Source organism: Marinococcus sp. LNHM3E3-2.2, assembly GCF_056034385.1.
In genome coordinates this window covers 95,534-118,411 of record NZ_JBQLIC010000004.1, presented here as the reverse complement: position 1 = coordinate 118,411, position 22,878 = coordinate 95,534, and the positions used below count along the sequence as shown (strand labels likewise).

21 protein-coding genes are annotated in these 22,878 nt (G+C 49.7%); 7 read left to right on the top strand and 14 right to left on the bottom strand.

Translation table 11 applies throughout. From position 1 onward, the window contains the following. Positions 1-33 precede the first annotated feature (33 nt). Positions 34-3,606 (bottom strand): Ig-like domain-containing protein, encoded by a 3,573-nt coding sequence (locus ACTRXF_RS07420; protein ID WP_474278488.1) that lies wholly within the window; start codon positions 3,604-3,606, stop codon positions 34-36. A 222-nt stretch (positions 3,607-3,828) separates the two neighbouring features. On the opposite strand from ACTRXF_RS07420, the gene ACTRXF_RS07415 reads away from it, so the two are divergent. After that, the gene (locus ACTRXF_RS07415) at positions 3,829-4,119 is read left to right on the top strand and encodes a DUF3892 domain-containing protein (RefSeq protein WP_474261547.1); all 291 of its coding nucleotides are present in this window, start codon (positions 3,829-3,831) and stop codon (positions 4,117-4,119) included. A gap of 40 nt (positions 4,120-4,159) precedes the next feature. Here the strand turns inward: ACTRXF_RS07415 and ACTRXF_RS07410 are convergent, their stop codons facing one another. The 7 genes from ACTRXF_RS07410 to ACTRXF_RS07380 form a co-directional block, all read right to left on the bottom strand. Next, entirely contained in the window at positions 4,160-4,588 is a 429-nt protein-coding gene (locus tag ACTRXF_RS07410; protein WP_474261548.1) for a hypothetical protein, read from the bottom strand. Between the two features lie 82 nt (positions 4,589-4,670). Beyond that, a complete protein-coding gene (locus ACTRXF_RS07405) occupies positions 4,671-6,146 on the bottom strand; it encodes a HAMP domain-containing sensor histidine kinase (protein ID WP_474261549.1) in 1,476 nt (491 codons plus the stop codon). Then, on the bottom strand, positions 6,130-6,828 hold the full coding sequence (locus ACTRXF_RS07400; protein WP_474261550.1) for a response regulator transcription factor: 699 nt from the start codon (positions 6,826-6,828) through the stop codon (positions 6,130-6,132). Before ACTRXF_RS07400 ends, ACTRXF_RS07405 begins: the two co-directional genes overlap by 17 nt. A gap of 639 nt (positions 6,829-7,467) precedes the next feature. Beyond that, the gene (locus ACTRXF_RS07395; RefSeq protein ID WP_474261551.1) at positions 7,468-8,457 is read right to left on the bottom strand and encodes an NAD(P)-dependent alcohol dehydrogenase; all 990 of its coding nucleotides are present in this window, start codon (positions 8,455-8,457) and stop codon (positions 7,468-7,470) included. A 69-nt stretch (positions 8,458-8,526) separates the two neighbouring features. Then, positions 8,527-9,357, bottom strand: coding sequence for an ABC transporter permease (locus tag ACTRXF_RS07390; protein ID WP_474261552.1), 831 nt, complete (start codon positions 9,355-9,357; stop codon positions 8,527-8,529). Continuing rightward, a complete protein-coding gene (locus ACTRXF_RS07385; protein ID WP_474261553.1) occupies positions 9,354-10,337 on the bottom strand; it encodes an ATP-binding cassette domain-containing protein in 984 nt (327 codons plus the stop codon). Before ACTRXF_RS07385 ends, ACTRXF_RS07390 begins: the two co-directional genes overlap by 4 nt. 114 nt (positions 10,338-10,451) lie before the next feature. Further along, positions 10,452-11,312 (bottom strand): alpha/beta fold hydrolase, encoded by an 861-nt coding sequence (locus tag ACTRXF_RS07380; protein WP_474261554.1) that lies wholly within the window; start codon positions 11,310-11,312, stop codon positions 10,452-10,454. A gap of 187 nt (positions 11,313-11,499) precedes the next feature. Between ACTRXF_RS07380 and manA the strand changes: the two genes are divergently transcribed. Together manA and ACTRXF_RS07370 are read left to right on the top strand one after the other, a co-directional pair. Next, a complete protein-coding gene (gene manA, locus ACTRXF_RS07375; protein ID WP_474261555.1) occupies positions 11,500-12,468 on the top strand; it encodes a mannose-6-phosphate isomerase, class I in 969 nt (322 codons plus the stop codon). A 37-nt stretch (positions 12,469-12,505) separates the two neighbouring features. Further along, positions 12,506-13,147: a class I SAM-dependent methyltransferase gene (locus ACTRXF_RS07370; protein ID WP_474261557.1), complete on the top strand. Its 642-nt coding sequence runs from the start codon at positions 12,506-12,508 to the stop codon at positions 13,145-13,147. Here ACTRXF_RS07370 and ACTRXF_RS07365 read toward each other — a convergent pair. Genes ACTRXF_RS07365 through ACTRXF_RS07345 form a run of 5 tightly spaced genes read right to left on the bottom strand, consistent with a single transcriptional unit; the run spans position 13,139 to position 17,726 of the window. After that, a complete protein-coding gene (locus tag ACTRXF_RS07365; RefSeq protein WP_474261558.1) occupies positions 13,139-13,669 on the bottom strand; it encodes a chromate transporter in 531 nt (176 codons plus the stop codon). The genes ACTRXF_RS07370 and ACTRXF_RS07365 overlap by 9 nt on opposite strands. Beyond that, entirely contained in the window at positions 13,666-14,223 is a 558-nt protein-coding gene (locus tag ACTRXF_RS07360; protein ID WP_474261559.1) for a chromate transporter, read from the bottom strand. Before ACTRXF_RS07360 ends, ACTRXF_RS07365 begins: the two co-directional genes overlap by 4 nt. 23 nt (positions 14,224-14,246) lie before the next feature. Next, on the bottom strand, positions 14,247-15,860 hold the full coding sequence (gene ggt, locus ACTRXF_RS07355) for a gamma-glutamyltransferase (protein WP_474261560.1): 1,614 nt from the start codon (positions 15,858-15,860) through the stop codon (positions 14,247-14,249). A gap of 14 nt (positions 15,861-15,874) precedes the next feature. Beyond that, complete coding sequence (locus ACTRXF_RS07350; RefSeq protein ID WP_474261561.1) at positions 15,875-17,059, bottom strand: amidase; 1,185 nt, start codon at positions 17,057-17,059, stop codon at positions 15,875-15,877. Next, positions 17,052-17,726 (bottom strand): GntR family transcriptional regulator, encoded by a 675-nt coding sequence (locus ACTRXF_RS07345; protein ID WP_474261562.1) that lies wholly within the window; start codon positions 17,724-17,726, stop codon positions 17,052-17,054. Before ACTRXF_RS07345 ends, ACTRXF_RS07350 begins: the two co-directional genes overlap by 8 nt. Before the next feature lie 146 nt (positions 17,727-17,872). Between ACTRXF_RS07345 and ACTRXF_RS07340 the strand changes: the two genes are divergently transcribed. The 3 genes from ACTRXF_RS07340 (at position 17,873) to ACTRXF_RS07330 (ending at position 21,357) form a co-directional block, all read left to right on the top strand. Beyond that, positions 17,873-18,607, top strand: a complete 735-nt coding sequence (locus ACTRXF_RS07340) for an SDR family oxidoreductase (protein ID WP_474261563.1) — start codon at positions 17,873-17,875, stop codon at positions 18,605-18,607. Positions 18,608-18,941: 334 nt separating this feature from the next. Beyond that, entirely contained in the window at positions 18,942-20,075 is a 1,134-nt protein-coding gene (locus ACTRXF_RS07335; RefSeq protein ID WP_474261564.1) for an ABC transporter ATP-binding protein, read from the top strand. A 175-nt stretch (positions 20,076-20,250) separates the two neighbouring features. Further along, a complete protein-coding gene (locus ACTRXF_RS07330; RefSeq protein ID WP_474261565.1) occupies positions 20,251-21,357 on the top strand; it encodes an AI-2E family transporter in 1,107 nt (368 codons plus the stop codon). A 62-nt stretch (positions 21,358-21,419) separates the two neighbouring features. On the opposite strand, the gene ACTRXF_RS07325 is transcribed toward ACTRXF_RS07330, so the two are convergent. Further along, positions 21,420-21,848 (bottom strand): small multi-drug export protein, encoded by a 429-nt coding sequence (locus ACTRXF_RS07325; RefSeq protein WP_474261566.1) that lies wholly within the window; start codon positions 21,846-21,848, stop codon positions 21,420-21,422. A 778-nt stretch (positions 21,849-22,626) separates the two neighbouring features. Between ACTRXF_RS07325 and ACTRXF_RS07320 the strand changes: the two genes are divergently transcribed. Next, positions 22,627-22,833 carry a hypothetical protein gene (locus ACTRXF_RS07320; RefSeq protein WP_474261567.1) on the top strand — a complete coding sequence of 69 codons (207 nt, stop codon included), beginning with the start codon at positions 22,627-22,629 and terminating at the stop codon, positions 22,831-22,833. Positions 22,834-22,878: the final 45 nt, after the last annotated feature.

The window sequence follows — 22,878 nt, the reverse complement described above, 5'->3', positions numbered from 1 at the left end:
ACAGGGGGCTTCTTTCATGTTGCTTTTTATCAGTTATTGGTGACGTCTTCTTCTTGTGAATAGAAGGAACCCGACACCAAGAGCTGCCACGGCTGCGCCGGCAAGACCAATAGTAAGGGTATTTGTTGCTGTAACTGGAAGCATACCGCCATCTTCATCGCTGCTTCCTTCACCCATACCATCCTGGCTGGAATCATCATCCGTACCCTCTTCACTTCCACTGCTGTCTTCGGCAGAAGCATCCTGTACCGTGATCGTTTCTGGATCGCTTTCGTTGCCTTCTTCGTCCTCGAGCACTGCTGTAATTTCTGTACCTGCTGCCTGAGGTGTAATAGCAACGGACCAGGATCCGTCTTGATTAATCGTTCCAGTGCCAATCATTTCTTCATCTACCATGAGCATTACTGTTGCTCCTGGAGTTCCACTTCCGCTTACTGACTGACTTTCGTCTGTTACATGATCAATAGACGGAGCATCCAGAGTCATATCGGCATCCGCATCGCCGTCTGCGTCTCCATCAGCGTCTGCATCGCCATCAGCATCCGCATCTCCGTCCGCATCCGCGTCTCCGTCAGCATCTGCATCTCCGTCAGCATCCGCGTCGCCGTCCGCATCCGCATCTCCGTCCGCATCCGCGTCTCCATCAGCATCTCCGTCCGCATCCGCGTCTCCATCAGCATCTGCGTCTCCATCCGCATCTGTGTCTCCGTCAGCATCCGCGTCTCCATCGGCATCCGCATCGGCATCTCCATCCGCATCTGTGTCTCCGTCAGCATCCGCGTCTCCATCCGCATCCGCGTCTCCATCGGCATCGGCATCTGCATCGCCATCGGCATCCGCATCGCCATCGGCATCCGCGTCTCCATCCGCATCCGCGTCTCCATCAGCATCTGCGTCTCCGTCCGCGTCCGCGTCGCCATCGGCATCCGCATCTCCGTCCGCGTCCGCGTCGCCATCGGCATCCGCATCTCCATCGGCATCCGCATCTCCATCGGCATCCGCATCTCCATCCGCATCCGCATCGCCATCCGCATCCGCGTCTCCATCCGCATCCGCATCTCCATCCGCATCCGCGTCTCCATCGGCATCCGCGTCTCCGTCTCCGTCATCAAGAGCTGGGACGGTTACATCTACGGAAGCTTCCGAATTTGCGAGAACGTCTGCATCTACTAGAGCATCATCCAGCTGGGCCCCGTTCACAGTATAATCACCAGCTTCTGGACGCTCGTTATAAGCGACGGAAACATTAATATTTTCTTCACCAAGCACACCAAGGTTTAACAGACTTTCTGTCGAAACAAAGATACTGTCACCTTCGACAAAAGCGTTCTCGCCTTGATCATTGAGATCTAATGAAATAGTGTCTCCGCCTGCAGCACTGATTGTGATTTCCTGAATGTCTGCTTCTGATAGAAGCTCTGGTGGAAGATCAAATCTGTAATAATCTTCATCGAGCAGTCCAAGATCTGCTGCATAATCAACTGTATACTCGAAATCCAATGTTTCCGGGTCAGCTGCTTCATCATAAGCACCGGTCATCGCCGCATCTTCGATGACGTCAACGTCAACATCTGCGTCGCCATCCGCGTCCGCATCACCATCGGCATCTCCGTCACCCTCATCAACAGCTGTGACCGTAACCGTCTCGGGATCACTTTCATTTCCGGCTTCATCTGTCTGGGTAGCAGTGATGTCAGTTCCTGCTTCCTGCGGATCAATATCTACTGCCCAGGTGCCATCTTCATTTACCGTACCCGTACCAATAGTTTCACCATCAACAGTTAAATTAACCTCTGCTCCTGCTTCCCCGTCACCTGTAACTTCAGTATCATCACTATCCACTGGGTCAACGCCAGGTGCAGGCGGTGCTTCCTCGTCTACCTCATCAGCAGCTGTTACAGTCACACTGTCCGGATCGCTGGTGTTACCATCGTCATCAGTTTGTACGGCAGTAATTTCCGTACCTTCATCCTGTGAATCAATATCGAGGGACCAGTTTCCTTCTTCATCTACCGTTGTTTCCCCTAATTCTTCATCATCGGCAGAAACCGTTACGTCGTTACCAGGGTCTCCGGTTCCGGTAACTGTCTCATCATCACTGTCCACAGGATCGATAACTGGAGCATCCGGCTGTACTGCTTCTTCTGCAGGGATGCTGACGGAAGTTGTTGCTTCAGAGTCTGCCAGCACTTCAGCATCTGCCAGATCACCATCGAGCTGCGAGCCGGTAATGTCATAATCTCCTGCTGCCGGCCGTTCGTTGTAAACTACTTCAACGTTTATAGACTCACTGCCAAGTACATCAAGATCTAAAAGGCTTGAGGATGAAACGTAAAGGGAATCGCCGCTGACAAATGCGTCTCCACTTTCATCATTCAGATTAACCTCTACGACATTTCCATCTTCATCCGTTACATTAATTGCTGAGTAATCTGCTTCTGCCAAAAGTTCCGGCGGCAGCTCAAACTGGTAATACCCATCTTCAAGCAGAGCTGCTTCAGCCACGTAATCCACATCGTAGTTAAAGCTCAGCGTTTCTTCTTCCTCCAAATAGCTGCTGCCCATTGAAGCATCGGAAATGACGTCTGCATCGACATCAGCATCGCCATCATCCGCAGCCGTAACTTCTACGGTCTCTTCCGGACTTTCTACCCCGTCCTCATTCGTTTGTACAGCGCTGATCACTGTACCTTCGTCCTGCGGCTCAATATCAATGCTCCAGCTTCCGTCATCATCTACGGTCGTTTCACCCAACTCTACATCGTCCGCAGAAACCGTCACGTCGTTACCGGGCTCTCCCGTGCCTGTTACAGTAGTATCGTCACTGTCAACATCATCAAGACCCGGAGCTTGCGGAGCCTCTGCTTCAGCGTCATCTACTGTGATTTCAGCGTTTCCTGAGTCACTTATTTCCAGCAAATCTAACTCAACTAAATCACCTGTATCTACAGCTGCTGCAGATAAAGGATAGGTCCCGGGCTCTAAAGGTTCGTCAAAAGCAAGATCAAAGCTGACATTAAGGCTGTCAGTGATCCCTAAATCATCAAGAATTTCATCTATTCCCAGTAATCCTATATCCAGAAGACTTAATAATTCAGCGTTCAGCAAATCTGTATAATCTACAATGATTTTGTTTCCTTCAACGACAGCGCTTGGGGAACCCAAACTCACTTGCAATAATCCACCGTCTACAGAAAGATTGGATATATTATCTTCATTTAATTGCCCGGCTAATTCCTCCGGAAAAGCAAACGCTACTCTTCCGTTTTCCAGGAGTTCTACGTCAGCAATATTGTCTGCCGTATAATTCAAGCTTAAGCTTTGATTATCTCCAGAGAGTTCAGCGTCCAATTCATTATTTTCAAATACTCCGACATCAGCAACCGCAGCTTCCGCTGTCTGTGCCGCGAAAGGATTACTGAGCGTATTTATATACGATGATATGCCTTCCTTGGTGGAGTCAGACACGCTGCTCCCAAAGGTTGGTACTGTTGTGCCTAAGAGTAAAGCGGCCGCAGCCACCATGCTTCTTGTACGATAGTTCTTCCTTCGCCTGTTGCGGTTCATTTTCGCCGCATAGTCGATCGGCTTCCTATGTTTGCGCATATATTCACCCTCCTAGATTTAGGCCTTTTCAGCCCTTACTATTTGCAGTCTAGGAGAAATGAAAATCAGAAAATTTCAATATTTTAACATTCTTATCAACATATAAACACGTATTAAATATAAACATTTCCATCGTACTAGCTTTGAAAAAAGTTCTACCAGATTAAAAATTTATATTTCGGGAAACACGCATATTATACGAATATGTAAAGGAGGCTTTTCATGGATTATCAAATTACTGCCATTCATTTTGACGGTGGCCGTGAAAAAGAAGAGCACATTACGCATATACAGCTGGTGGACGGAACCGAGGAAACGATAGAAAAAGCGATCGCAAGCGTTGATGACGGTAAGGATTACTATTATCGCGTAGACGGCGGGGACAAAGTCCGCGTGGACACGGTTCACCCGGAAGACCCGGACACTCCTGCCTATCTCCGGACCCACCCGGATCAGTCAACAACAGACAATTTGTTAAAGCTTCCCACATTTGACCCTACCTACATGCCTTAACTCAGAAAAGCAGCGTTCTCCCGTGGGAGGACGCTGCTTTTTACAGTTCCTGTTCAAACGGATACAGCCCCCGCGCCTCGGCCTCAGCGGCATAGTCATTTAAAACTTCTTCAAGTGTATCCTCGGTATCTTTTCCTTCTGTATTAATGCCAAGCACCTGGGCCGCGTGCATAATTTCCTTCTCCCTTACGCCCGCCATCATCTGTGAAACATCTTCAGTGACTTCCACTCCGTAAACGGATGCTTTTTCCTTCCATTCCGATAAAAGTACTTCATCAATTACGGTCTGTTCATCTTTGCCTTTGACAGCTATGCCGTATTGCTCTGCTTTTTTCATTAAATCATTTTCTCGGATATCCGTACCCATCCGTTCTATTCCGGCTTCGCTTTTTTGCGCCGATACATTGGCCGGCAGGGCAACACTCGAAAGTATACAGGCGGTAATGACGGCATACATCCATTTTTTCATCTGCTCAACCTCTTTTTATATAGAGTATATTTTTATTCATCATATAGATAAATAATGTCAGGAAAAAGTCAGGAAGAGGTTATTACATCACATCCGTTTGTTTTTCACGATCGTTATTCTGATCCGGCACGTCCTGCGGCAATTCAAATACAAAGATGGTCTCTTCCGGCCGGCTCGATTGGAGGTACAGGTCGCCGCCGAGCCCCTGGGCGATTAATTTACTGAACGGCAGCCCGAGGCCGAGGCCGTGCACATTATACTTTTTATTTTCTCCCCGGTAGAAGCGCTCAAATACGAGCAGCTGCTCCTCCTCATCAATACCAATGCCGCTGTCTATCACTTCAATAGCCACCATGTGCTCGCTTTTTTCACTGCATCGTATGGTCAGCGTGCCTTCCTTCTTCATTGCCTGGTTCGCGTTATTCAAAAGATTAACCATAATTTGCTGGAAGCGCATCGGATCAGTGTAAACCGCATGCGTCTCTTCGCCGTAAAGCTTTTGAATATCCAGCCGGTCCGTGTCATTGGAAATCGACCATTGATGGATGACCTCATTCAAGAGTGACTCCAGCGTCAATGGCTGCATGTCTGTCGGCACTCCCTGGGAGGAGAAGGTGTTAAATTCAAGCAGGTCCGCAATCATGTTCCGCATCCTGCCCGTTTCCGCCAGCGTCACGCTCAAAAATTCCTTCGCCTCGTCCCCAGTTACTACATCATCTTTAACCGCCTGCACCATCCCACTGATGGAGGTAACCGGAGTTTTCAATTCATGAGTAACACCGGCCAACAGCTCGGTACGCATGCTTTCAAGCTGCCCGAGTCTCGTCGTCATGTCATTAAAGCCGGTAACCAGTTCATCGACCTCCCGCTCTTTCGCCTCGGTATCAATACGAATGGCGTACTTTTCTTCCTTTACACGCTGAAAGGCTTCGGCAATCTGCTTGATTGGCCGCAGCATTCGTTTGGAAAGAATATAAATCGTGAGCCACCCGAGCAAAGCCAGACTCACCAGCAGGATACCGACCAATTGATACTGACCGCCGACTCTTACCAGTGAATCGGCCGGCTGAACGATCACCACCCATCCTTCGAAAGAGCCGTCATCGCCCTGAATACGTGACTTGACCAGGTACTGCTCCAGACTTCCCTGTTGGACTTTCACCGTCTGCGGCCCGGAATCAAGAAATGAATCCGGGAACACGACAGGCTCCTGATACAGGGAATTTCCGAACAAAGAGTTGGATACAATATTTCCATTATTGTCCACAACATATACTAGCGGCTCCGTTTCAATATCAAACGTCTGCTGACGCTCACGCACGTATGATGCGAGATCCGCATTTAAGCCAATCGAATTATCTTCTGCCCCGGCCAAATCCTCCGAGATTTCATCCGCCAGGAAGGAAGTAACGTTCAGCCCGCGTTCGAGATTATAGGAGCGGAGCCAGAAAAATGAAATCAGGCCAATGATAATCAAGCCGATGCAGAGCGTAATAAAATAGCGCGTCGTCCAGTAGCGGAGCAGCGAAACTTTTTTATCTTTATTCCTCTTTAACACTGAGCTGATACCCCACTCCCCGGAGCGTTCGTATTTCTCCTTCTTCCACCGGCCAGTTTTTCAGTGACCGGCGTATCCGCTTGATGGCCAAATCCACCGCGCGGTCGCTCCCTTCGTAATCAATGCCCCACACGTGGGAAATTAACTGCTCCCGGTCAAAAAACTGATTCGGGTGATTGCTTAGAAAAATAAGCAGCGACAGATCCCGCGGTGTCAGATCGAGCTGCAGCCCGTTCAGCGTCACAGCGTAGGCCTTTTCATCAATGACGAGGCTTCCGAACCGTTTAAGGTACTGCTCCTCCTCCGCTGGCGAGGCTGTTTTACCGCTGCGCCGGAGTACAGCCTGGACACGGGCGACGACTTCATCACCTTCAAAAGGCTTCGGAATGTAGTCGTCCGCCCCGCCGTCAAATCCTTTTAACCGGTAGTCCACATCCCCAAGAGCGGTCAGCATAATACACGGGCAGTCGCTTGTATTCTGAATATGTTCGAGTACTGCCCATCCGTCCCGTCCCGGGAGCATGACGTCAATTAAGGCTAAATCAAAATTCCCGCGGTCGAACGTCTCCACGGCTTCGTTTCCTTCATATATTTGAGTCACTTCAAAGCCTGCCTTTTGAAGATAGGCCCGAAGCACCTGGCTGATCGATGTTTCGTCTTCAATTACAAGAATCGAGCTCATATACGCTCTCTCCCTTCTCTATGTACTTTCATTATAAATCAACGAAGCGCAGGAACAAACGGGTTCCCATGCAATCCGGTACAAAAAAAAGACCCTCGCGGGGGAACGAGGGCGTACAGCTATATGAATCTAGGGGGTAATTCCATGAAGAGTGCACTACCCGAGTGAGTGCAGCTCTTAAGCCGAGTAATAATACCCAGCTAAAACACAATTGGATTTTTTGCATAGGGCCATCGTATCCACATGACTCTTCGGCTTCTTCTGCAGTTACAGGACGATCAATCGTTGTTCTAGGGGGGTCAACATATTTAAGGTCCTGGAACCAGTAAGCTGCATATCCTCACCTTTTCTTCGTATGTGCCAGTTGTTTGATGCACTTTCCCTTTCGACAATGCAGCAAATATAGGGCGGAAGAAAATGATGATTCGATGCCGTTTACGTGGCAACTGTATCAGAAGCCGGCTTTCACTCCGCTTTCTAAGGATGTTGGTACCTGGTGCGGCGCGGAAGTGTTTTAAGCCGTGGCGGCCTCTACATTTATTACTATAAGTGGTCTGTGTGTCAGCAGAATGTCAAAAAATATCTTTTTTTAAAAAGTACTGTTTAATTTGCCTCAAGGACCTGCATTAACCGCTTCATCTATTGAGGGTTTTCGTTATGTTTTACATTGATGATGACGTTTCCCTTCTTGTGTCCATTCTCTACATACCGATGGGCTGCCACTATTTCTTCAAGTTCATAGTACCTGTCCACTGCAACCTTTAGCTTCCCCGTCGCCACAAGTTCCTTGAGAAAGCTGAGAGCTTCGGCGTTTTCCGATGAATTTTGAGCCAAAATCAATTTCCTGCTGCTTGTCAGTTTCGTCCACAGCATCCTAACGCCCGGCAGCGGTACTGTGACATTTATATAGGTGCCATTCTTCTTTAATGATTTCATACAAGCTGAAAACGAACTCTTGTTTACCGCTTCAAAAATAACGTCATAAGTCGCTCCTTCACTTGAAAAATCTTCAGTGGTGTAATCAATTACCTTATCAGCGCCGAGTGATTTTACCAATTCCAGATTCGTCGTGCTGCAAACTCCTGTAACTACGGCTCCAAGATACTTAGCAATTTGGACAGCGTAGCTCCCTACACTCCCTGAAGCACCGTAGATAAGCACCTTCTGCCCCTTCTGAATGTCTGCTTTCTCAAGATGAAACAATGCGGCACTCGCCCCTATTGGTATGGCTGCGGCTTCCCCAAAAGATAAATTACTCGGTTTAATACATACTGGGCCGTCTTCAGACAAACACTTATATTCAGCATATGCACCAGAACCCTTTAGGGAAGCGGCAAAAATCCGGTCGCCCTTCTTAAACCGGGTGACCTCTTTTCCGGCTGACTCTACTTCTCCAGCTAACTCCATACCGAGTATCTCATTTTTCGGCTTCCTTACACCCAGGGCTATTCGGGCAGGCACCCAGACCGAAAGAGGAACGGTGAAGCTCCGTGCACGAATATCTGCGGCTGTTACAGTGGTCGCTTTTACTTTCACCAGTATTTCATTTTTCTGAGGTACGGGTTTTTCTATGTCTTTGAGCTGAAGGACTTCGGGGGAGCCATACTTTTTGTACACAATGGTTTTCATTTATCCACCCCTATTTCGTTATATTCATTAATTACTTCGGAAAAAGTCTTAAACATACACAACGACCGTTTACTTTTTATAGTACAAATACATGGTCAGCGGTGCGAATACGAGGACTAATAAAAATGAAACCAACAGCACCCATCCGACCTCAGCAAAGGCCGGGTCTCCACCCATAAACCCGCGGACAGCTACAACAAGAAACGATACCGGGTTGATTTCCACAATCGGCTGAAGCCAGCTGGGCATTGTCTCGGGATCCACAAACACATTACTGATAAAAGTTAATGGAAACAAAACCATCATGCTTGCTCCCATCAGTGACTTTTCCGACCTCATCACGATGCCAAGCGTCGTCCAGATCCAGGAAAGACTGAAGGCAAACACAAGCAGTATGCCTACGCCCAGCAGTACACCCACCAGCCCGCCCTCCGGCCGGAATCCAAGGATAAAGCCAAGTGTAATCATAATCGTAGAAGCAATCGAATACCTGACAAGATCCACGAGCAGAGCCCCGACTAGAACGGAGGGCCTCCAGACTGGCAGGGTCCGGAAGCGGTCGAATATCCCCTTGGTAATATCGTTGTTTAATTCGATACCTGTGTACATCGTAATACTAACTACGGTCAATACCAGTACCCCCGGCAGCACAAACTGCAAATAGGCTTCTGTGGATCCGGCAAGGGCGCCGCCAAATAAATAAGTGAACATAAGCAAAAAGATAATTGGAAAAGCAGTAATATCAAACAGCTGCTCGGGCACATATTTGATTTTCAGAAGCATTCTGCCGCCAAAGGTAAGTGACGCCGAGACCGGGCCTGCGTTTTTCGGACGTTCGCTGGTCGATACTGCGGCACGGAGCACATCCTGCTGACTGAGAGGAGCCTGTTTTTTGTTCATGCTTCCGCCTCCACTTCTTCCTCTTCTGCTGAACGTCCAGTCAGGGTAAGAAATACTTCATCCAGGCTCGGTTTGCCTACAGAAAAGTCTGAAACAGCGATACCGGCTTTATTTAATTCATCGAGTATTTGTACCGCCAGGTTGTTCTCTGCCACCTGGGCCGTCAATCCCGAGGCATTAGAGGAATAATTCACAGCTGTCCCCAGCTTTTGCTGCAGCAGCTGGGCAGCGATCGGCCGCTGCCCAGGGTCCTGAAGACGGACATGCAGCTTGCCCACTCCTACTGATGCCTTCAATTCACCACTCGTTCCTTCTGCGATGACTTTTCCCTGGTCAATCACCGCGATCCGGTCCGCCAGCTGATCCGCCTCATCCAGATACTGAGTAGTTAACAGCACCGTGGTGCCCGTATCCACCAGCGTCCGTACAATATCCCACACCTGATTGCGGCTTCTTGGGTCAAGGCCTGTCGTCGGCTCGTCCAAAAATAACAGATCCGGTGTTACGACAATGCTTGCAGCGATATCAAGCCGGCGCTGCATCCCGCCGGAATACTGCTTCACCTGTTTTTTTGCCGCTTCTTCAAGTCCGAAAGCACGAAGCAGCTCGTACGCCCTGGCTTTTGCCTGAGCTCGTGTAAAACCCATCAGCCGCCCAATTAAATGAAGGTTTTCCAAACCGGATAAATCTTTATCCACTGAGGCAAACTGTCCTGTCATACTGATCCGCTTCCTTATGAACGCTGCCCCCTCCACTACATCATGGCCAAACACACTTGCCCGGCCTTCACTTGGCTGGAGAAGGGTCGCAAGTATGCGGAGAACTGTCGTTTTTCCAGCTCCGTTTGGACCGAGTACTCCGTACACTGTTCCTGCCGGCACCTCCAGATCAATCCCGTCCACCGCACGGATCGATTCAAACGTCTTCACCAGACCTTTGACGTCAACAGCAATTCTTTGTTCGTCCACCTCGTTGCCCATCCCTTGTACCTCCTTATACGTCGTCTCTAAACCGTCTCCTTTTTCTTTATGATAGCACTGCCAGCCCATCCGGACTTCTTTTCGATTGCTGTAAAAACGTATGTTCGTATTTTTTTACAGCCGGTTCTTTTTTAAGAAATTTAACACAGCACGGTCTCTGTACTCTGCTCCCGACCCGATCCAGATCAGATGCCCCCACGAATCCAGAATAGTTAATTCCGCCTGAGGTATTAAACGTTTAGCCTCGTACGCATGCTCTAGAGGCACCGAAGCGTCATGCTCACTGTGCACAATCAGCACCGGTGCATCAATCATCGGCTTCACCTCTTTTGCCGCATTTGTGTTCACATCAATCAGAAAACCCTTCCCAGACCTCTGTGCTGCTATCATACTGGCAAATTCCTGAAGAGCCCTGCTGTTTATTTCCTGACGAATACGTTCATACGAAAGCGTGCTGAACGAGGCAGCCATTTGTTTAAATATCATTTCCGGTCTTCTTTTGACAGCCATCCTCAGCAGAGCCCATGTTCCTTGTTCCACTATCGGCCGAAACAGCACCTTTGCTGCTTTGTAGGCAGCATCCTTTTTCGTCAGCCATTCGGTAGTGACCGCTGACTCAAGCGTCAATGTACGCACCCGTTCAGGATAAGCTGAAGCAAGCATCAACCCGCTCGGCCCTCCGGCGGAAACCGCAAGCACATGAACAGCGTCTATCTGCAGATAATCAAGCAGACCGGCGCAGGCTTCTGCGGTTCCTTCCAGAGAGGCGCCGATTTCTGCGCTTGTGGCTCCGTACCCAGGCCTCGAAGGCGTAATTAACCTGTATCCCCGCTTCACGAGTGGTGCATAGCCCATCTCCTCCATGCAATTGGAATGCCCTCCATGCATCACCAGCACCGGCTCCCCAGTCCCACAAATGGTATATTCCATCTGCGTACCGTCCTTCCGGTACCACATACCAAGTGTCCGCTTCATGTTCTGCTCCCCTTCCCATTTTCTATACTTTTACTATATCCTATAATGAAGTGGGCTGCCGGGCGCATTTCCGCTGAGAACGGAAAAAATTTACGGAAGGATTTTCATAAACATTCACGCAGGAATTGCAAAGCATTCTGCTCTTTGTCATATTAAATAAGAGACAAATTATAAACGGAGGCTGACCATGGATCAATTTATCTTTTTTCAACCAATCTTTCAGGAACGCATTTGGGGTGGAAATAAGTTACATACTCATTTTAATTACAACATCCCATCAGCATCGACCGGTGAAGCATGGGTCTTTGCCGCTCATCAAAACGGTTCAAGCATTGTAGCGAACGGCTCCTACGCGGGTAAAACGCTCCTGAACCTCTGGCAGGATAAGCGGGAATGGTTCGGTTCGTTAAAAGGCGACCGCTTTCCGCTGTTAACAAAAATTCTCGACGCGGCCAAGGATCTTTCGGTGCAGGTGCATCCGGACAATCAGTACGCCGCCGCTAATGAAAACGGCGAATACGGCAAGACTGAATGCTGGTACGTGATTGACTGCGATGAAGACGCGGAGCTCGTACTCGGGCACAACGCCGACAGCCGGTCAGAGGCCACGGAGCTCATTGCCGCCGGCGAATGGGACGCTTTTTTACGGAGAGTGCCGGTAAAGCCCGGGGATTTTGTTTACGTACCGAGCGGCACGATGCACGCTATTGGCGAAAGCGTGCTTATTCTGGAGACTCAGCAGAACTCGGACGTCACCTACCGCGTCTATGACTACGACCGGACCGATAACGAAGGAAACAAGCGGGAGCTTCATCTGCAGCAGGCCCTCGACGTGACTCATTTCCCTCATGAGGATGCTAAAGTGGATCCTTCTGTGGAATCCGACGGCGAGGCAGAAGTCACCACCTTTGTGGAGGCAGACTACTTTTCCGTCTACAAATGGGAGGTGCACGGCACAGCTTCATTCACCTGCGAAGCGCCGTTTCTGCTCTGCAGCGTCATTGAGGGCAGCGGCACTGTCGATAACCTGACGGACAGCGCCCCAATCCAAAAAGGCGATCATTTTCTCGTCCCGAATCACGTGACCGACTTCACGATCGACGGCAATGTCACCTGCATTGTGTCTCATCCGAATGCCTCCCTTCACTCCTCCTAAATACAGAAAACCACCTTCTGCCAGGCAGAGGGTGGTTTTGTTATACTATAAAAAAACAAAGATTGGCGGCGGTACGATGAACATGTTCCCTCTATTGTATACTCCGATCATGCAGCCGGTGGAAAAACAATTTCTTTATGCGCTCCGGCAAAAACACATTCCCTCTCTCTCCGGCCACGTACTCGAGATCGGCTCCGGTCCCGGAGCAAATTTTCCTTACTACCGGGCAGCTGCAAAAGTAACTGCCATCGAGCCGAATGACCGGATGCGCAAGCAGTCTATTCCGGCGCAGATGCACGCTCACATCCCGATTCGCACACTTGGTTCTTCAGCTGAGCGACTGCCCTTTGACGACAATACCTTCGACAGCCTTGTCTGTACACTCGTGCTCTGTTCTGTCGAGGACCCCATCCAGGTACTGCAGGAATTAAAACGGGTATGTAAACCGGGAGCTGCGGCCTATTTTCTCGAGCATGTCCAGATGCCCCAACAAGCGGCAGCGCGTGTCCAGCATAATATAACGCCGGTATGGAAGCACTTTTGCGACGGCTGTCACCTCGATCGCCCCACCCTTTCGCACATTGAGCAGGCCGGATGGAGCATCACTGGAACCGACAGTTATTTCCAGGGATTTTTACTATCCATGCAGGCTGTTCTTCCTCCAGACCGATCAGCCTAAAAACAAAATGCCGTAGATGATGGCAAGCACAATGACCAGCGCCGGATGCAGCTTCGTTTTTTCAAGCAGCAGATAGCTTGCCACAAGCATCCCGGCTGTCTGCCAGCCGCCTGCGCCTTCCCAGGCACTGGTGAAAAACTGCAGCGTTAATATGCCCAGCAGTACCCCGATGACCGGGCGCACGTAAGCCGTGAGCCGTTTTACCTTCGGGGAGTTCCTGTATTTGTACAAAAAGCCCATTAGGACGATCATTAAAATTAACGACGGGGCAACGGTCGCAAACAGACCGGCAGCAAGCCCCGGCCAGCCGGCGACTTCATATCCGATGTAGCCGGCCATTTTGGTGGCAATCGGTCCGGGCAGGGCGTTACTGATGGCCAGCACTTCACTGAATTCACCCACGCTCATCCATTCATACCGGTTCACCACTTCATGCTGGATGAGCGGAATGGAGGCGGGACCGCCGCCATAGCCGAGAATACCCGGGATAAAAAACGCCATAAAAACCTCTAAGTAAATCACGTGGAGGTGTCCTCCTCTCGTTTAGCAGAATCCTTCTGAACCAGTGCAGCAATCAGAAGCACTGCAATAACGATCGCCGGATGCACACCGAGCACGCCGAGTACCACAGCGGCCCCGATAATAAATGCTATCGTCTTCTTCCAGCCCAGGTCACCGCCGGATTTTTTAATAAATCCCCATGTCAGCACTCCCATCAGCACCGTCACTACGGGAAGCACTCCGTTTGCAAGTCCGCTCACCCACGAAGCGTCCCGGTATTGGGACAAAATGCTGAAAAACAAAATCATCAACAGTGCCGTGGGGGCGACGATCGCCGCCACTCCGTTCAGCGCCCCAAGAACACCGCCGCGGCTGTAGCCGATGTATCCGGCAAGCTTGGTGACGATCGGCCCCGGAAGCGTGTTGGCAATCGCTAGTGTATCGCCGAATTCCTCGTCGGTCATCCATTCATAGTGCTCCACTACTTCTTTTTGCACGAGTGGAATCGACGCCGGTCCTCCCCCGTAGCCAAAAATACCGACCCGGAAAAAGGCGAGAAAAATTTTCCACTGCATCACTTCCACCTCTTCTCTCTTTATTACCAGGCAGCTACGTTGCCGTCTGTGCGGGATTCGCTTCCCCCGCAGAGTACTCCAGTTTCCGGATCTCTCCATATAATCTGTCCACGGCCAAAGCTCGAGGATTCTGTTTCTATTTTCACCGTATGGCCTTTCCGGTTCAGCGCCTGAGCGGCTGCCGCGGAGAAGTCAGGCTCCACTGTAATCAGCTTATCCCGCTTCCACTGCCATCTCGGTGCATCCAGGGCCGCCTGCGGATGAAGACCGAAATCAATAGTATTCATGATCATCTGCATATGGCCCTGGGGCTGCATGAATTCCCCCATCACCCCGAACGGTCCCACGGGTTCACTGCCCTTAGTCAAAAAACCGGGAATAATCGTATGATACGGACGTTTTCCGGGCATCAGCCCATTTGCGTGCCTGTCATCCATGGAAAAATTGTGCGCCCGGTTGTGAAGGGCGATTCCGGTCTCCGGCACCACCATTCCTGAGCCGAAGCCCATGTAATTGCTCTGGATAAATGAAACCATATTGCCGTCCCCGTCAGCAGCTGCCAGGTACACTGTGCCTCCGCTGTGCGGATCTCCTGCTTCGGGTACCTTCGCTTCATTTCCAATTTCACCGCGCCGGGTCTCTCCATACGCATCCGAGAGCAGCTCTTCGGTGGTCCGGGTCATGGCGTCCGGATGGGCGACATATTTTTCTCCGTCCGCAAATGCAAGCTTCATCGCCTCCATTTGATGATGAAAGGTGTTGACGCTGTCGCGCTCCTGAAAATCATACCCCTTCAATATGTTCAGAGCCATTAAAGCAACAATCCCCTGGCCGTTCGGCGGAATTTCCCAGACGTCATATCCTTTGTAGTGCACCGAGATCGGCTTCACCCACTCCGGCTTGTACAGCGCCAGATCCTTGGAGCGCAGATAGCCGCCCTGCTCTTTCATGCAGGTGTCTATTTTCTTCGCCAGGTCTCCGCGGTAAAACGATTCTGCATTTGTTTCAGCAATTTCCTTTAACGTCTCCGCATGCTCTTTGGAGCTCCACAGCTCTCCCGCAGCCGGGGTGCGGCCCTCCGGAGCGAACACCCGGCTCCAGTCGGCAAACACTGTCGGATCGAGCTCTTGCTCCAGTGTTTCAAAGGCGGACGCCCACAGCGTTGCCAGCGTGGACGCTACCGGATAGCCTTCCTCAGCGTAAGCCACAGCTGGAGCGATCAATTCTGAAAATGGAAGCCTACCGAAAGCACGGGACAGCTCTGCCCACGCAGCCGGCGCTCCTGGCACCGTAATCGGTACCGGTCCCCGTTTTGGCATTTCATCGTAGCCGTCTTTATACAGCCCGTCGATCGAAAGCTCCTCCGGCGCATAGCCGCTGGCATTCAGGCCATGGAGCTCGCCGTCCATCCAGACGAGCGCAAAGGCATCACCGCCAATTCCGTTGGATGTCGGCTCGAGTACGGTCAGACTTGCTGCTACAGCAACAGCTGCATCCACAGCGTTGCCTCCTTTTTTTAAAACGTCGAGACCTACCTGGGAAGCAAGCGGCTGTGACGTAGCCACCATGCCTTTTTTACCGTACGTTGACGTGCGGTAGGATGCATATGGATGATGGTGCGGATCAAATGAAATCATGATAATCGCTCCTTTTATAAATCAGTATGCTGAAGACGGTGGACGACATGCTGGACAAATGACAGGAGCCGGCGATCATCGTTCCGATTGGCGATAATTGAAATCGAGATCGGAGCTTTTCCCGGCATTTCCACTGGAATGGTTACCTGCGGCAGCCCGCCGATACCCGCAATACAGGTCAGCTGCATCGTGCGTTTCCGCACCGCCTGGATCTCCTTTTCCCCGGCATGAATTTTCGGGGCCGGTCCGGGCACAGTCGGAATAACCATCACCGTGTCTTGTCCCAGCCTTTGCTGCACCTCCTCCTGCAATTGTTTCCGTTTTTCAAATATGTGGGGATAATCCTCCCGCCGGGTGTCTGCGGCAAACGCAAACCGGTCCCGGACACCGGGTCCAAACGACGGCTTATACTCCCTGATCCATTCCCGATGCATTTCTCCAATTTCCACTGCCTGCTGCAGCCGAAAAACTTCAGCCCATTCTGCGAGCGAGTCTTCCGCCAGCCTGTTTTCATTCAGCGTTTCGGCCTGCGCCTGCACGGCGGAAAATACTTTTCCAAGCGACTTCTTGTATTCATCGGCATATTCCTTCCACGCCTCTTCCTCCCACCAGATCGTCCGGTACGGGGTTTCTTCTTCTCCCGCCGGAAGGAGCGCTTCTCCTACCTGCTGTAAAACCCCGGGGTCTCTGCTCATCCAGCCGACAGTGTCAAAGCTCGGAGCGAGCGGTACGATGCCTTCAAGCGATACGGCCCCGTGCGTCGGGCGTATGCCGTACAGGCCGCAGTAGGAGGAGGGCACGCGCACCGAGCCGCCTGTATCCGTACCAAGGGCAAAATCGACGCTGCCTGCCGCTGCCGCTGAGGCCGATCCGCTCGAGGACCCTCCTGGTATTGCTTTCGGGTCGGCTGGATTGACCGGCATGCCGTAATGCACGTTGTCGCCGTGCAGGCTGTACATTAATTCATCGCTGATGGTCGTTCCGGTCAGCGCAGCCCCGCTCCGAAGCAGGCGTTCAATTGCCGGCGCATTAGCTGTGTTTTCCGGGTGGGTTCGAAGCCATTCCGGGTGGCCCGCAGACGTTTTTTCGCCATGAACCGCGAACACGTCTTTCACTGCAAACGTATAGCCGGAAAGATTCCCGTTCATCGTAGGCTCGAGCCGCAGCTTCTTATTCATAAACGCTTCCTGTTTATTCATTTGTCGAATCCTCCTCGGAAATGGCCTGGATAATGGCTTCGGCCGTTTTTTCCGCGTGCTCTCCGTTCAGCTGAAGCAGTTCTTCGCGCTTATTCTCCTGCAGCAGAGCAAGCATCTGCTTGTGTTCGTCCTGCGACATGTGAATCGAATGCACGTCGGAATCAATATTTGTATAGATGTTCATGTATGCTTCAATACGGCTCCATACGTATTCGAGCGATTTTATCAGTGGCTCGGAGCGGGAGGCCTCGTACCAGACCTGGTGAAACAGCCGATTTTGCTTCCGCCACTCCACCGGATCCGAAGCGTACCGGTCCATTTCGGCGATTCGTTCCTGAAGTCTGCGCAGGTTCTCTTCATTCATCTGTTCAAAGGCCCATGCCACCGCCAGTTCTTCGAGTTTATTGCGGATGGCAAACAGCTCGCGGACTTCACTGGCAGACAGACGGCTCACATAGACACTCCGTTTTTCTTCAAACAAAAAGCCTTCTGTTTTCAGCGTCGTAATCGCTTCCCGGACCGGCATTGTGCTCACCCCGAACTCCCCGGCAATCTGTCGGATGGTCACCTTCTCGCCAGGCCGCCGCTCTCCCTGAATGATCTGCTGCTTCAGCAGTTTGTACACTTCTGTACGTAACGTTGACACATGCAAAGATGGTTGATTCACAGCATTCGCTCCTTTGTGATCTGTGATCACAAACATTTTTTATTATTCTATCAGAAAAATTCTCTTCTGCAAACTAGTTTTTAGTTTACTTTATCGGCGCTTTTCCTTCATATTTAAAAGAAGAGAAGCTCAAGGAGGACGATACCATGACAACACTAGTAACCGGCGTGAGCCATGATCAGGGAATCGGTGCTGCCGTCTGCCGTCTGCTTGCCGAGCGGGGAGAAAATATTATTTTCACTACCTGGGGCTCAGACATCGACTGGGCGGCAGAATTTAAACTGCATCTCGAAAACCAGGGCATCGAAATTTATTATATCGAAGCCGATTTCTCGAATCCGGGCGCGCCGGATGAACTCCTCGATCAGCTGAACGAGCTGCCGCTGTTCCCGACCGCACTCGTCAATAACGCTGCCTATTCAGCCAACGACAGCTACGAGCGCCTGAACGGGGAATCGCTTGATGAGCATTATTACGTTAATATGCGTACCCCTTTTCTGCTTACCACGAAAATCGCCCAGCGGTGGATTGATTTTGGTATCACCGGAAAGATCGTAAACCTGACCTCCGGACAGGATCTCGGACCGATGGTAAACGAAATTGCCTACGTATCTACGAAAGCAGCGGTGCGGGCATTTACCGAATCCCTGGCTGCCGAGCTCGCACCGCATGATATCAACGTTAACGCCGTCAATCCGGGGCCGACGAACACCGGATGGATGGATCCGGCTATGGAAAAAGAGCTGTCGAAAAAATTCAGTAAAGGCCGGATTGGACAGCCGGAAGACGCAGCCAAAGCAATCGCCTTTCTGTTGTCAGACGAGTCGGACTGGATCGTCGGCCAGGTTATCCACTCCGAAGGCGGATTTTTACGCAGCTAGCCGGCATGACGCCGGTCAGTTCGATGTTGCTGCAGGATGTAGCGATTTTAGTCGAATATCCTTTAAATAAACACCCTGCGCTTTTCTTTTGTCCAGCTCCGGGTGTTACCATCCCCGTCCGTTCGTGATTTCAGAGCGTTTGTGACTTCGTCTCAATCCGTCTGAAACCGACGAGCCGTCAGGGATGGTGATCAAACACCCTGCGCCTTTCTATTCACCTTGCACAACATTTCTTTTGTTAACTTTGTTCAGGTTGTCTATATTAATCTGTAAGCGTTTTCTTTAATATAAGCAACAGATAACATAAACCTTCTTCAAAAGGAGCGAACTTATTATGGCTGGTATCCGCATGAATCACATTACAAAAACATACGATGGTGACGTTACTGCAGTAGATGATTTTAATCTTGATGTTGAGGACAAGGAATTTATCGTTTTCGTCGGCCCTTCGGGTTGCGGGAAATCCACTACTCTCCGCATGATTGCCGGACTCGAGGATATTACGGACGGCGATTTATATATCGGAGATGAGCGCGTCAACGACGTTTCTCCAAAAGACCGCGATATCGCGATGGTGTTCCAGAACTACGCCCTGTATCCGCACATGAACGTATACAACAATATGGCTTTTGGCCTGAAGCTCCGTAAGTTCAAAAAAGATGACATTGACCAGCGTGTAAAAAACGCAGCCGATATCCTCGGGCTGACAGACTACCTTGACCGTAAACCAAAAGCGCTCTCCGGTGGTCAGCGTCAGCGTGTTGCTCTTGGACGTGCCATCGTCCGCGACCCTAAAGTATTTCTGATGGACGAGCCGCTTTCCAACCTGGATGCGAAGCTTCGTGTACAGATGCGTACAGAAATCATTAAGCTTCACCGCCGCTTAAACAGTACAACGGTTTATGTAACGCACGACCAGACAGAGGCTATGACCATGGCGACCCGTATCGTTATTATGAAAGACGGCGTGGTGCAGCAGGTAGGCTCTCCTAAAGAAGTATACGATCACCCTGCTAACGTTTTTGTAGGCGGTTTCATCGGCTCACCAGCGATGAACTTCCTCGAGGGACAGATCAACGGCAATATCCTTGAACTTGGCGAACATAAGCTTGAAATCCCGGAAAACAAAATGCAGACGCTGCGGGACCGCGGATTTGCAGATGACAAAGTAACCTTCGGCATTCGTCCGGAAGACATCCACCATGTAATGGGTGGTACTACTTCCTCGAAAAATAAACTGAACCTTGATATTGAAGTAGCTGAAATGAACGGGGCAGAGTCCATGCTTTACACCAGCGTTAACGGCAAACAGGTTATTGCCCGCGTGGATGCGAACAGCAGCATTCATGCCGGAGACAAACTCGACCTTTTCTTCAATATGGACCGCTGCCACTTCTTCAGCCCGGAAACGGAAGAAGTACTGACTCCGGAATTAAAAGATCTTTCCGCCGCCTCCGCCACTCAGTAAAGCAGAATACGGCACCTGTTCTCATTCGGGACGGGTGCTTTTTTATGCTTTTTTAGAAAAATTTTGCTCCCATTAAGTACAGTTTTATGTTTCCGCCTGTATAATGAAGGGAACGTGTACAAACGTCTTGATTTTCGTTTATCCCTTATTAAGAAAAGAGTGGTGATTGTAAAACATGTACCAATACAAATGGTTTCGTGTATCGTTAGGTATACTGGTCTTTTTAGCCATTGCCTTTATGGCCCGGCAGGTAGACTATATTTTTCAGCCCTTATTCGTATTAGTAGGAACGCTCGCCGCTCCCATTATTATTTCCGGCATTTTAAGCTATTTGTTCCGGCCGTTTGTTACTATGATCTCCAAGTACATACCCCGTTCATTGTCCATCCTGCTTTTGTACGGTGTGCTTGTCGGTGTCATTGCTTTGATTATAAATTTAATCGGCCCGATTATTGCCAGCCAGTTTAATCAGCTGATCAACCAGATTCCCCGCTACTTTGAACAGGTACAGTCCTTTATCATGAACAACCAGAACCATCCGGCTATACAGCCAATAATGCAGGGGAATGACATCTCTATGGATTCTCTTGGCTCCCAGCTGCAGAATTCAGCCAGTACGATCACGGATTCGCTTGTTTCAACAATAGTTACAATAGGGAGTGCCATCGTCAGTTTCTTTGTTATCCTGTTTGTTATTCCGTTTGTGCTTTTCTATATTCTGCGCGAAGGCCATAAGCTTCCAGGCTTTATGCTGAAATTTGTGGATCGTGAACATCGCCCGGAGGTACACAAAATTTTACAGGATATGGACCGTGCGCTTGCGAACTATATTCAGGGACAGATTACCGTCAGCTTTATCGTGGGTATTCTTTCCATGATCCTTTTCTGGATTATCGGTCTCGACTACGTGCTCATTCTCGGCATCATCTGTATGCTGACGAACCTCGTTCCATTTGTCGGACCGTTTATCGGCACAATACCAGCCGTAATCGTCGGGTTATTTCAATCCCCGATTACCGCGCTGCTCGTTATTCTCGGTGTCGTTGTTATCCAGCAGTTTGAATCCAACCTAATCTCTCCGCAGGTTATGGGACGTGTGCTGAAGGTGCACCCCGTCACCGTCATTTTCGTCCTGCTGTTTGCAAGCAGCATGTTCGGACTCCTTGGCCTGATTCTCGCTATACCGGCGTACGCCCTCATAAAAGTGGTCGTTACCAACCTGTATCGGATTTGGCAGATCAACCGGCGCGGGAACAAGCACCGGCGCGAAGAAATGATTTAACCATAAAAAGGCCGGCAGCCGCATGATTTTGCGTGCTGCCGGCCTTTTTGCTGTTTTAGACCTTAAAACCAACCGAGGCCAAGCTGCATTGACCCGGCAATGGCAATACCGTAAATGAGAATACTCGTACCGGTGGAGAGAAACAATGTCCGCTTTGACATGCCGATGGCTTTGGCAATCACGGCAATGGCCCAGACGCCTGCAATCGGCGCCAGCAGCAGAATAACCCAGCCTCCGTACTGCTCTATTTTGCCCCGGAACCGGTTGCCGGCCAATTTTTTCATCCAATTGGAGAAAAAGCTGACTCTCTCCAGCTGGCGATAAAAAAGCGTCACGGTCGGCACCGCCATAAAGTTTCCTACAGCCGCCCACAAAACAGCCGATACAGGATCAAATCCTGCCCCCATCGCTGCAGGTACTGCAATGTAAATTTCAAACAGTGGAAAATAACCCATAAACCAGGCCAATGCAGCCATCAAGATATACTCCATTATTTCTCCCCCCTTCCCTACCGAAAATTTCACACAAAAATTATTTTAGCACGCGTTATTCCGGCTGGGAAGCGAAAAAACCTGTTAAGAAGTAATTAACTCCTTATATATATTAATATGTTCCAATTACTAAATATAACTATATATACATCAGTCATATGAATGTTTACTTGAAAAGCTCTGCTTCTGGAGCCGTCTTTTCAAAGCACTCTAAAGCATTAATATTTGTAAATTTTTTGCACATTTTAACCAAGGGAGCTTTTTTTCAATTAAAAGCGTGCAAAAAACTCCAAATATCGATTTTTTCGATAAAGAAAAAGGTGAAAACAGGTAAATAGTCCTTTAAAATGCATATTTAATACTTTCCTCGTACTTTTTAGTTTCTTTATCTCAAAATTACTTATATACCAGTATTTTCACATTTTACTATGCATCAGCATGCTTTTCAGGCACCTTGAAAAAAAGATAGGGCTTTATTCTTGAAAGCAGGACCTAGTTCCCGCCTGCGCTTTTTTATGATTATTGTATTCCGTTTTTACCCAAAACAGTGAAGTGTTGATACTAAAGCATTTAACGCATATATTTTAGTACAATACTATAAATGCGGCCTGCATTTGCTGCCTCTTTTATCAGACCGGGATCCCCTCAAGCACGCTATCTGTAATTAGAATTGTTACTTATTTAGCATTTCTTCCAAATTTATATCGTGGTACGGTAACTGTAACGAACTTTTCCTTTCGACAATGGTGTAAAAAGTGTTAAGAGGGGGCGAATGGCAGTGCCGGAGAAAAATGAGACGCTTTATGTGGAATTGCTTGAATCTTCTGATGATCCGCATCAGAGCTTCATGGAGTTATCCCGTACGATTCTGGATCAGGGCGTCGACTCAGAGAAGAAAGTGGAAGTAATGCGAAGGCTTTTGCAGGCGTATGATACTGTGTCCCGCAGATACAAGACCGTTATACCACTCCGGAAAGTAACGTAAATAAAGATATAACAGGGGGAAGCCGGCAAGCTTGGGAATGCCGGC

Excerpts from the sequence above, each read along its gene's own strand:
- ACTRXF_RS07335 (WP_474261564.1), top strand. The coding sequence starts at position 18,942 with ATGGCTGGTATCCGCATGAATCACATTACAAAAACATACGATGGTGAC.
- ACTRXF_RS07415 (WP_474261547.1), top strand. The coding sequence starts at position 3,829 with ATGGATTATCAAATTACTGCCATTCATTTTGACGGTGGCCGTGAAAAA.
- ACTRXF_RS07410 (WP_474261548.1), bottom strand. The coding sequence starts at position 4,588 with ATGAAAAAATGGATGTATGCCGTCATTACCGCCTGTATACTTTCGAGT.
- ACTRXF_RS07400 (WP_474261550.1), bottom strand. The coding sequence starts at position 6,828 with ATGAGCTCGATTCTTGTAATTGAAGACGAAACATCGATCAGCCAGGTG.
- ACTRXF_RS07380 (WP_474261554.1), bottom strand. The coding sequence starts at position 11,312 with ATGAAGCGGACACTTGGTATGTGGTACCGGAAGGACGGTACGCAGATG.
- manA (WP_474261555.1), top strand. The coding sequence starts at position 11,500 with ATGGATCAATTTATCTTTTTTCAACCAATCTTTCAGGAACGCATTTGG.
- ACTRXF_RS07340 (WP_474261563.1), top strand. The coding sequence starts at position 17,873 with ATGACAACACTAGTAACCGGCGTGAGCCATGATCAGGGAATCGGTGCT.
- ACTRXF_RS07350 (WP_474261561.1), bottom strand. The coding sequence starts at position 17,059 with ATGAATAAACAGGAAGCGTTTATGAATAAGAAGCTGCGGCTCGAGCCT.
- ACTRXF_RS07330 (WP_474261565.1), top strand. The coding sequence starts at position 20,251 with ATGTACCAATACAAATGGTTTCGTGTATCGTTAGGTATACTGGTCTTT.
- ACTRXF_RS07325 (WP_474261566.1), bottom strand. The coding sequence starts at position 21,848 with ATGGAGTATATCTTGATGGCTGCATTGGCCTGGTTTATGGGTTATTTT.
- ACTRXF_RS07395 (WP_474261551.1), bottom strand. The coding sequence starts at position 8,457 with ATGAAAACCATTGTGTACAAAAAGTATGGCTCCCCCGAAGTCCTTCAG.
- ACTRXF_RS07360 (WP_474261559.1), bottom strand. The coding sequence starts at position 14,223 with ATGCAGTGGAAAATTTTTCTCGCCTTTTTCCGGGTCGGTATTTTTGGC.
- ACTRXF_RS07385 (WP_474261553.1), bottom strand. The coding sequence starts at position 10,337 with ATGGGCAACGAGGTGGACGAACAAAGAATTGCTGTTGACGTCAAAGGT.
- ACTRXF_RS07390 (WP_474261552.1), bottom strand. The coding sequence starts at position 9,357 with ATGAACAAAAAACAGGCTCCTCTCAGTCAGCAGGATGTGCTCCGTGCC.
- ggt (WP_474261560.1), bottom strand. The coding sequence starts at position 15,860 with ATGATTTCATTTGATCCGCACCATCATCCATATGCATCCTACCGCACG.
- ACTRXF_RS07420 (WP_474278488.1), bottom strand. The coding sequence starts at position 3,606 with ATGCGCAAACATAGGAAGCCGATCGACTATGCGGCGAAAATGAACCGC.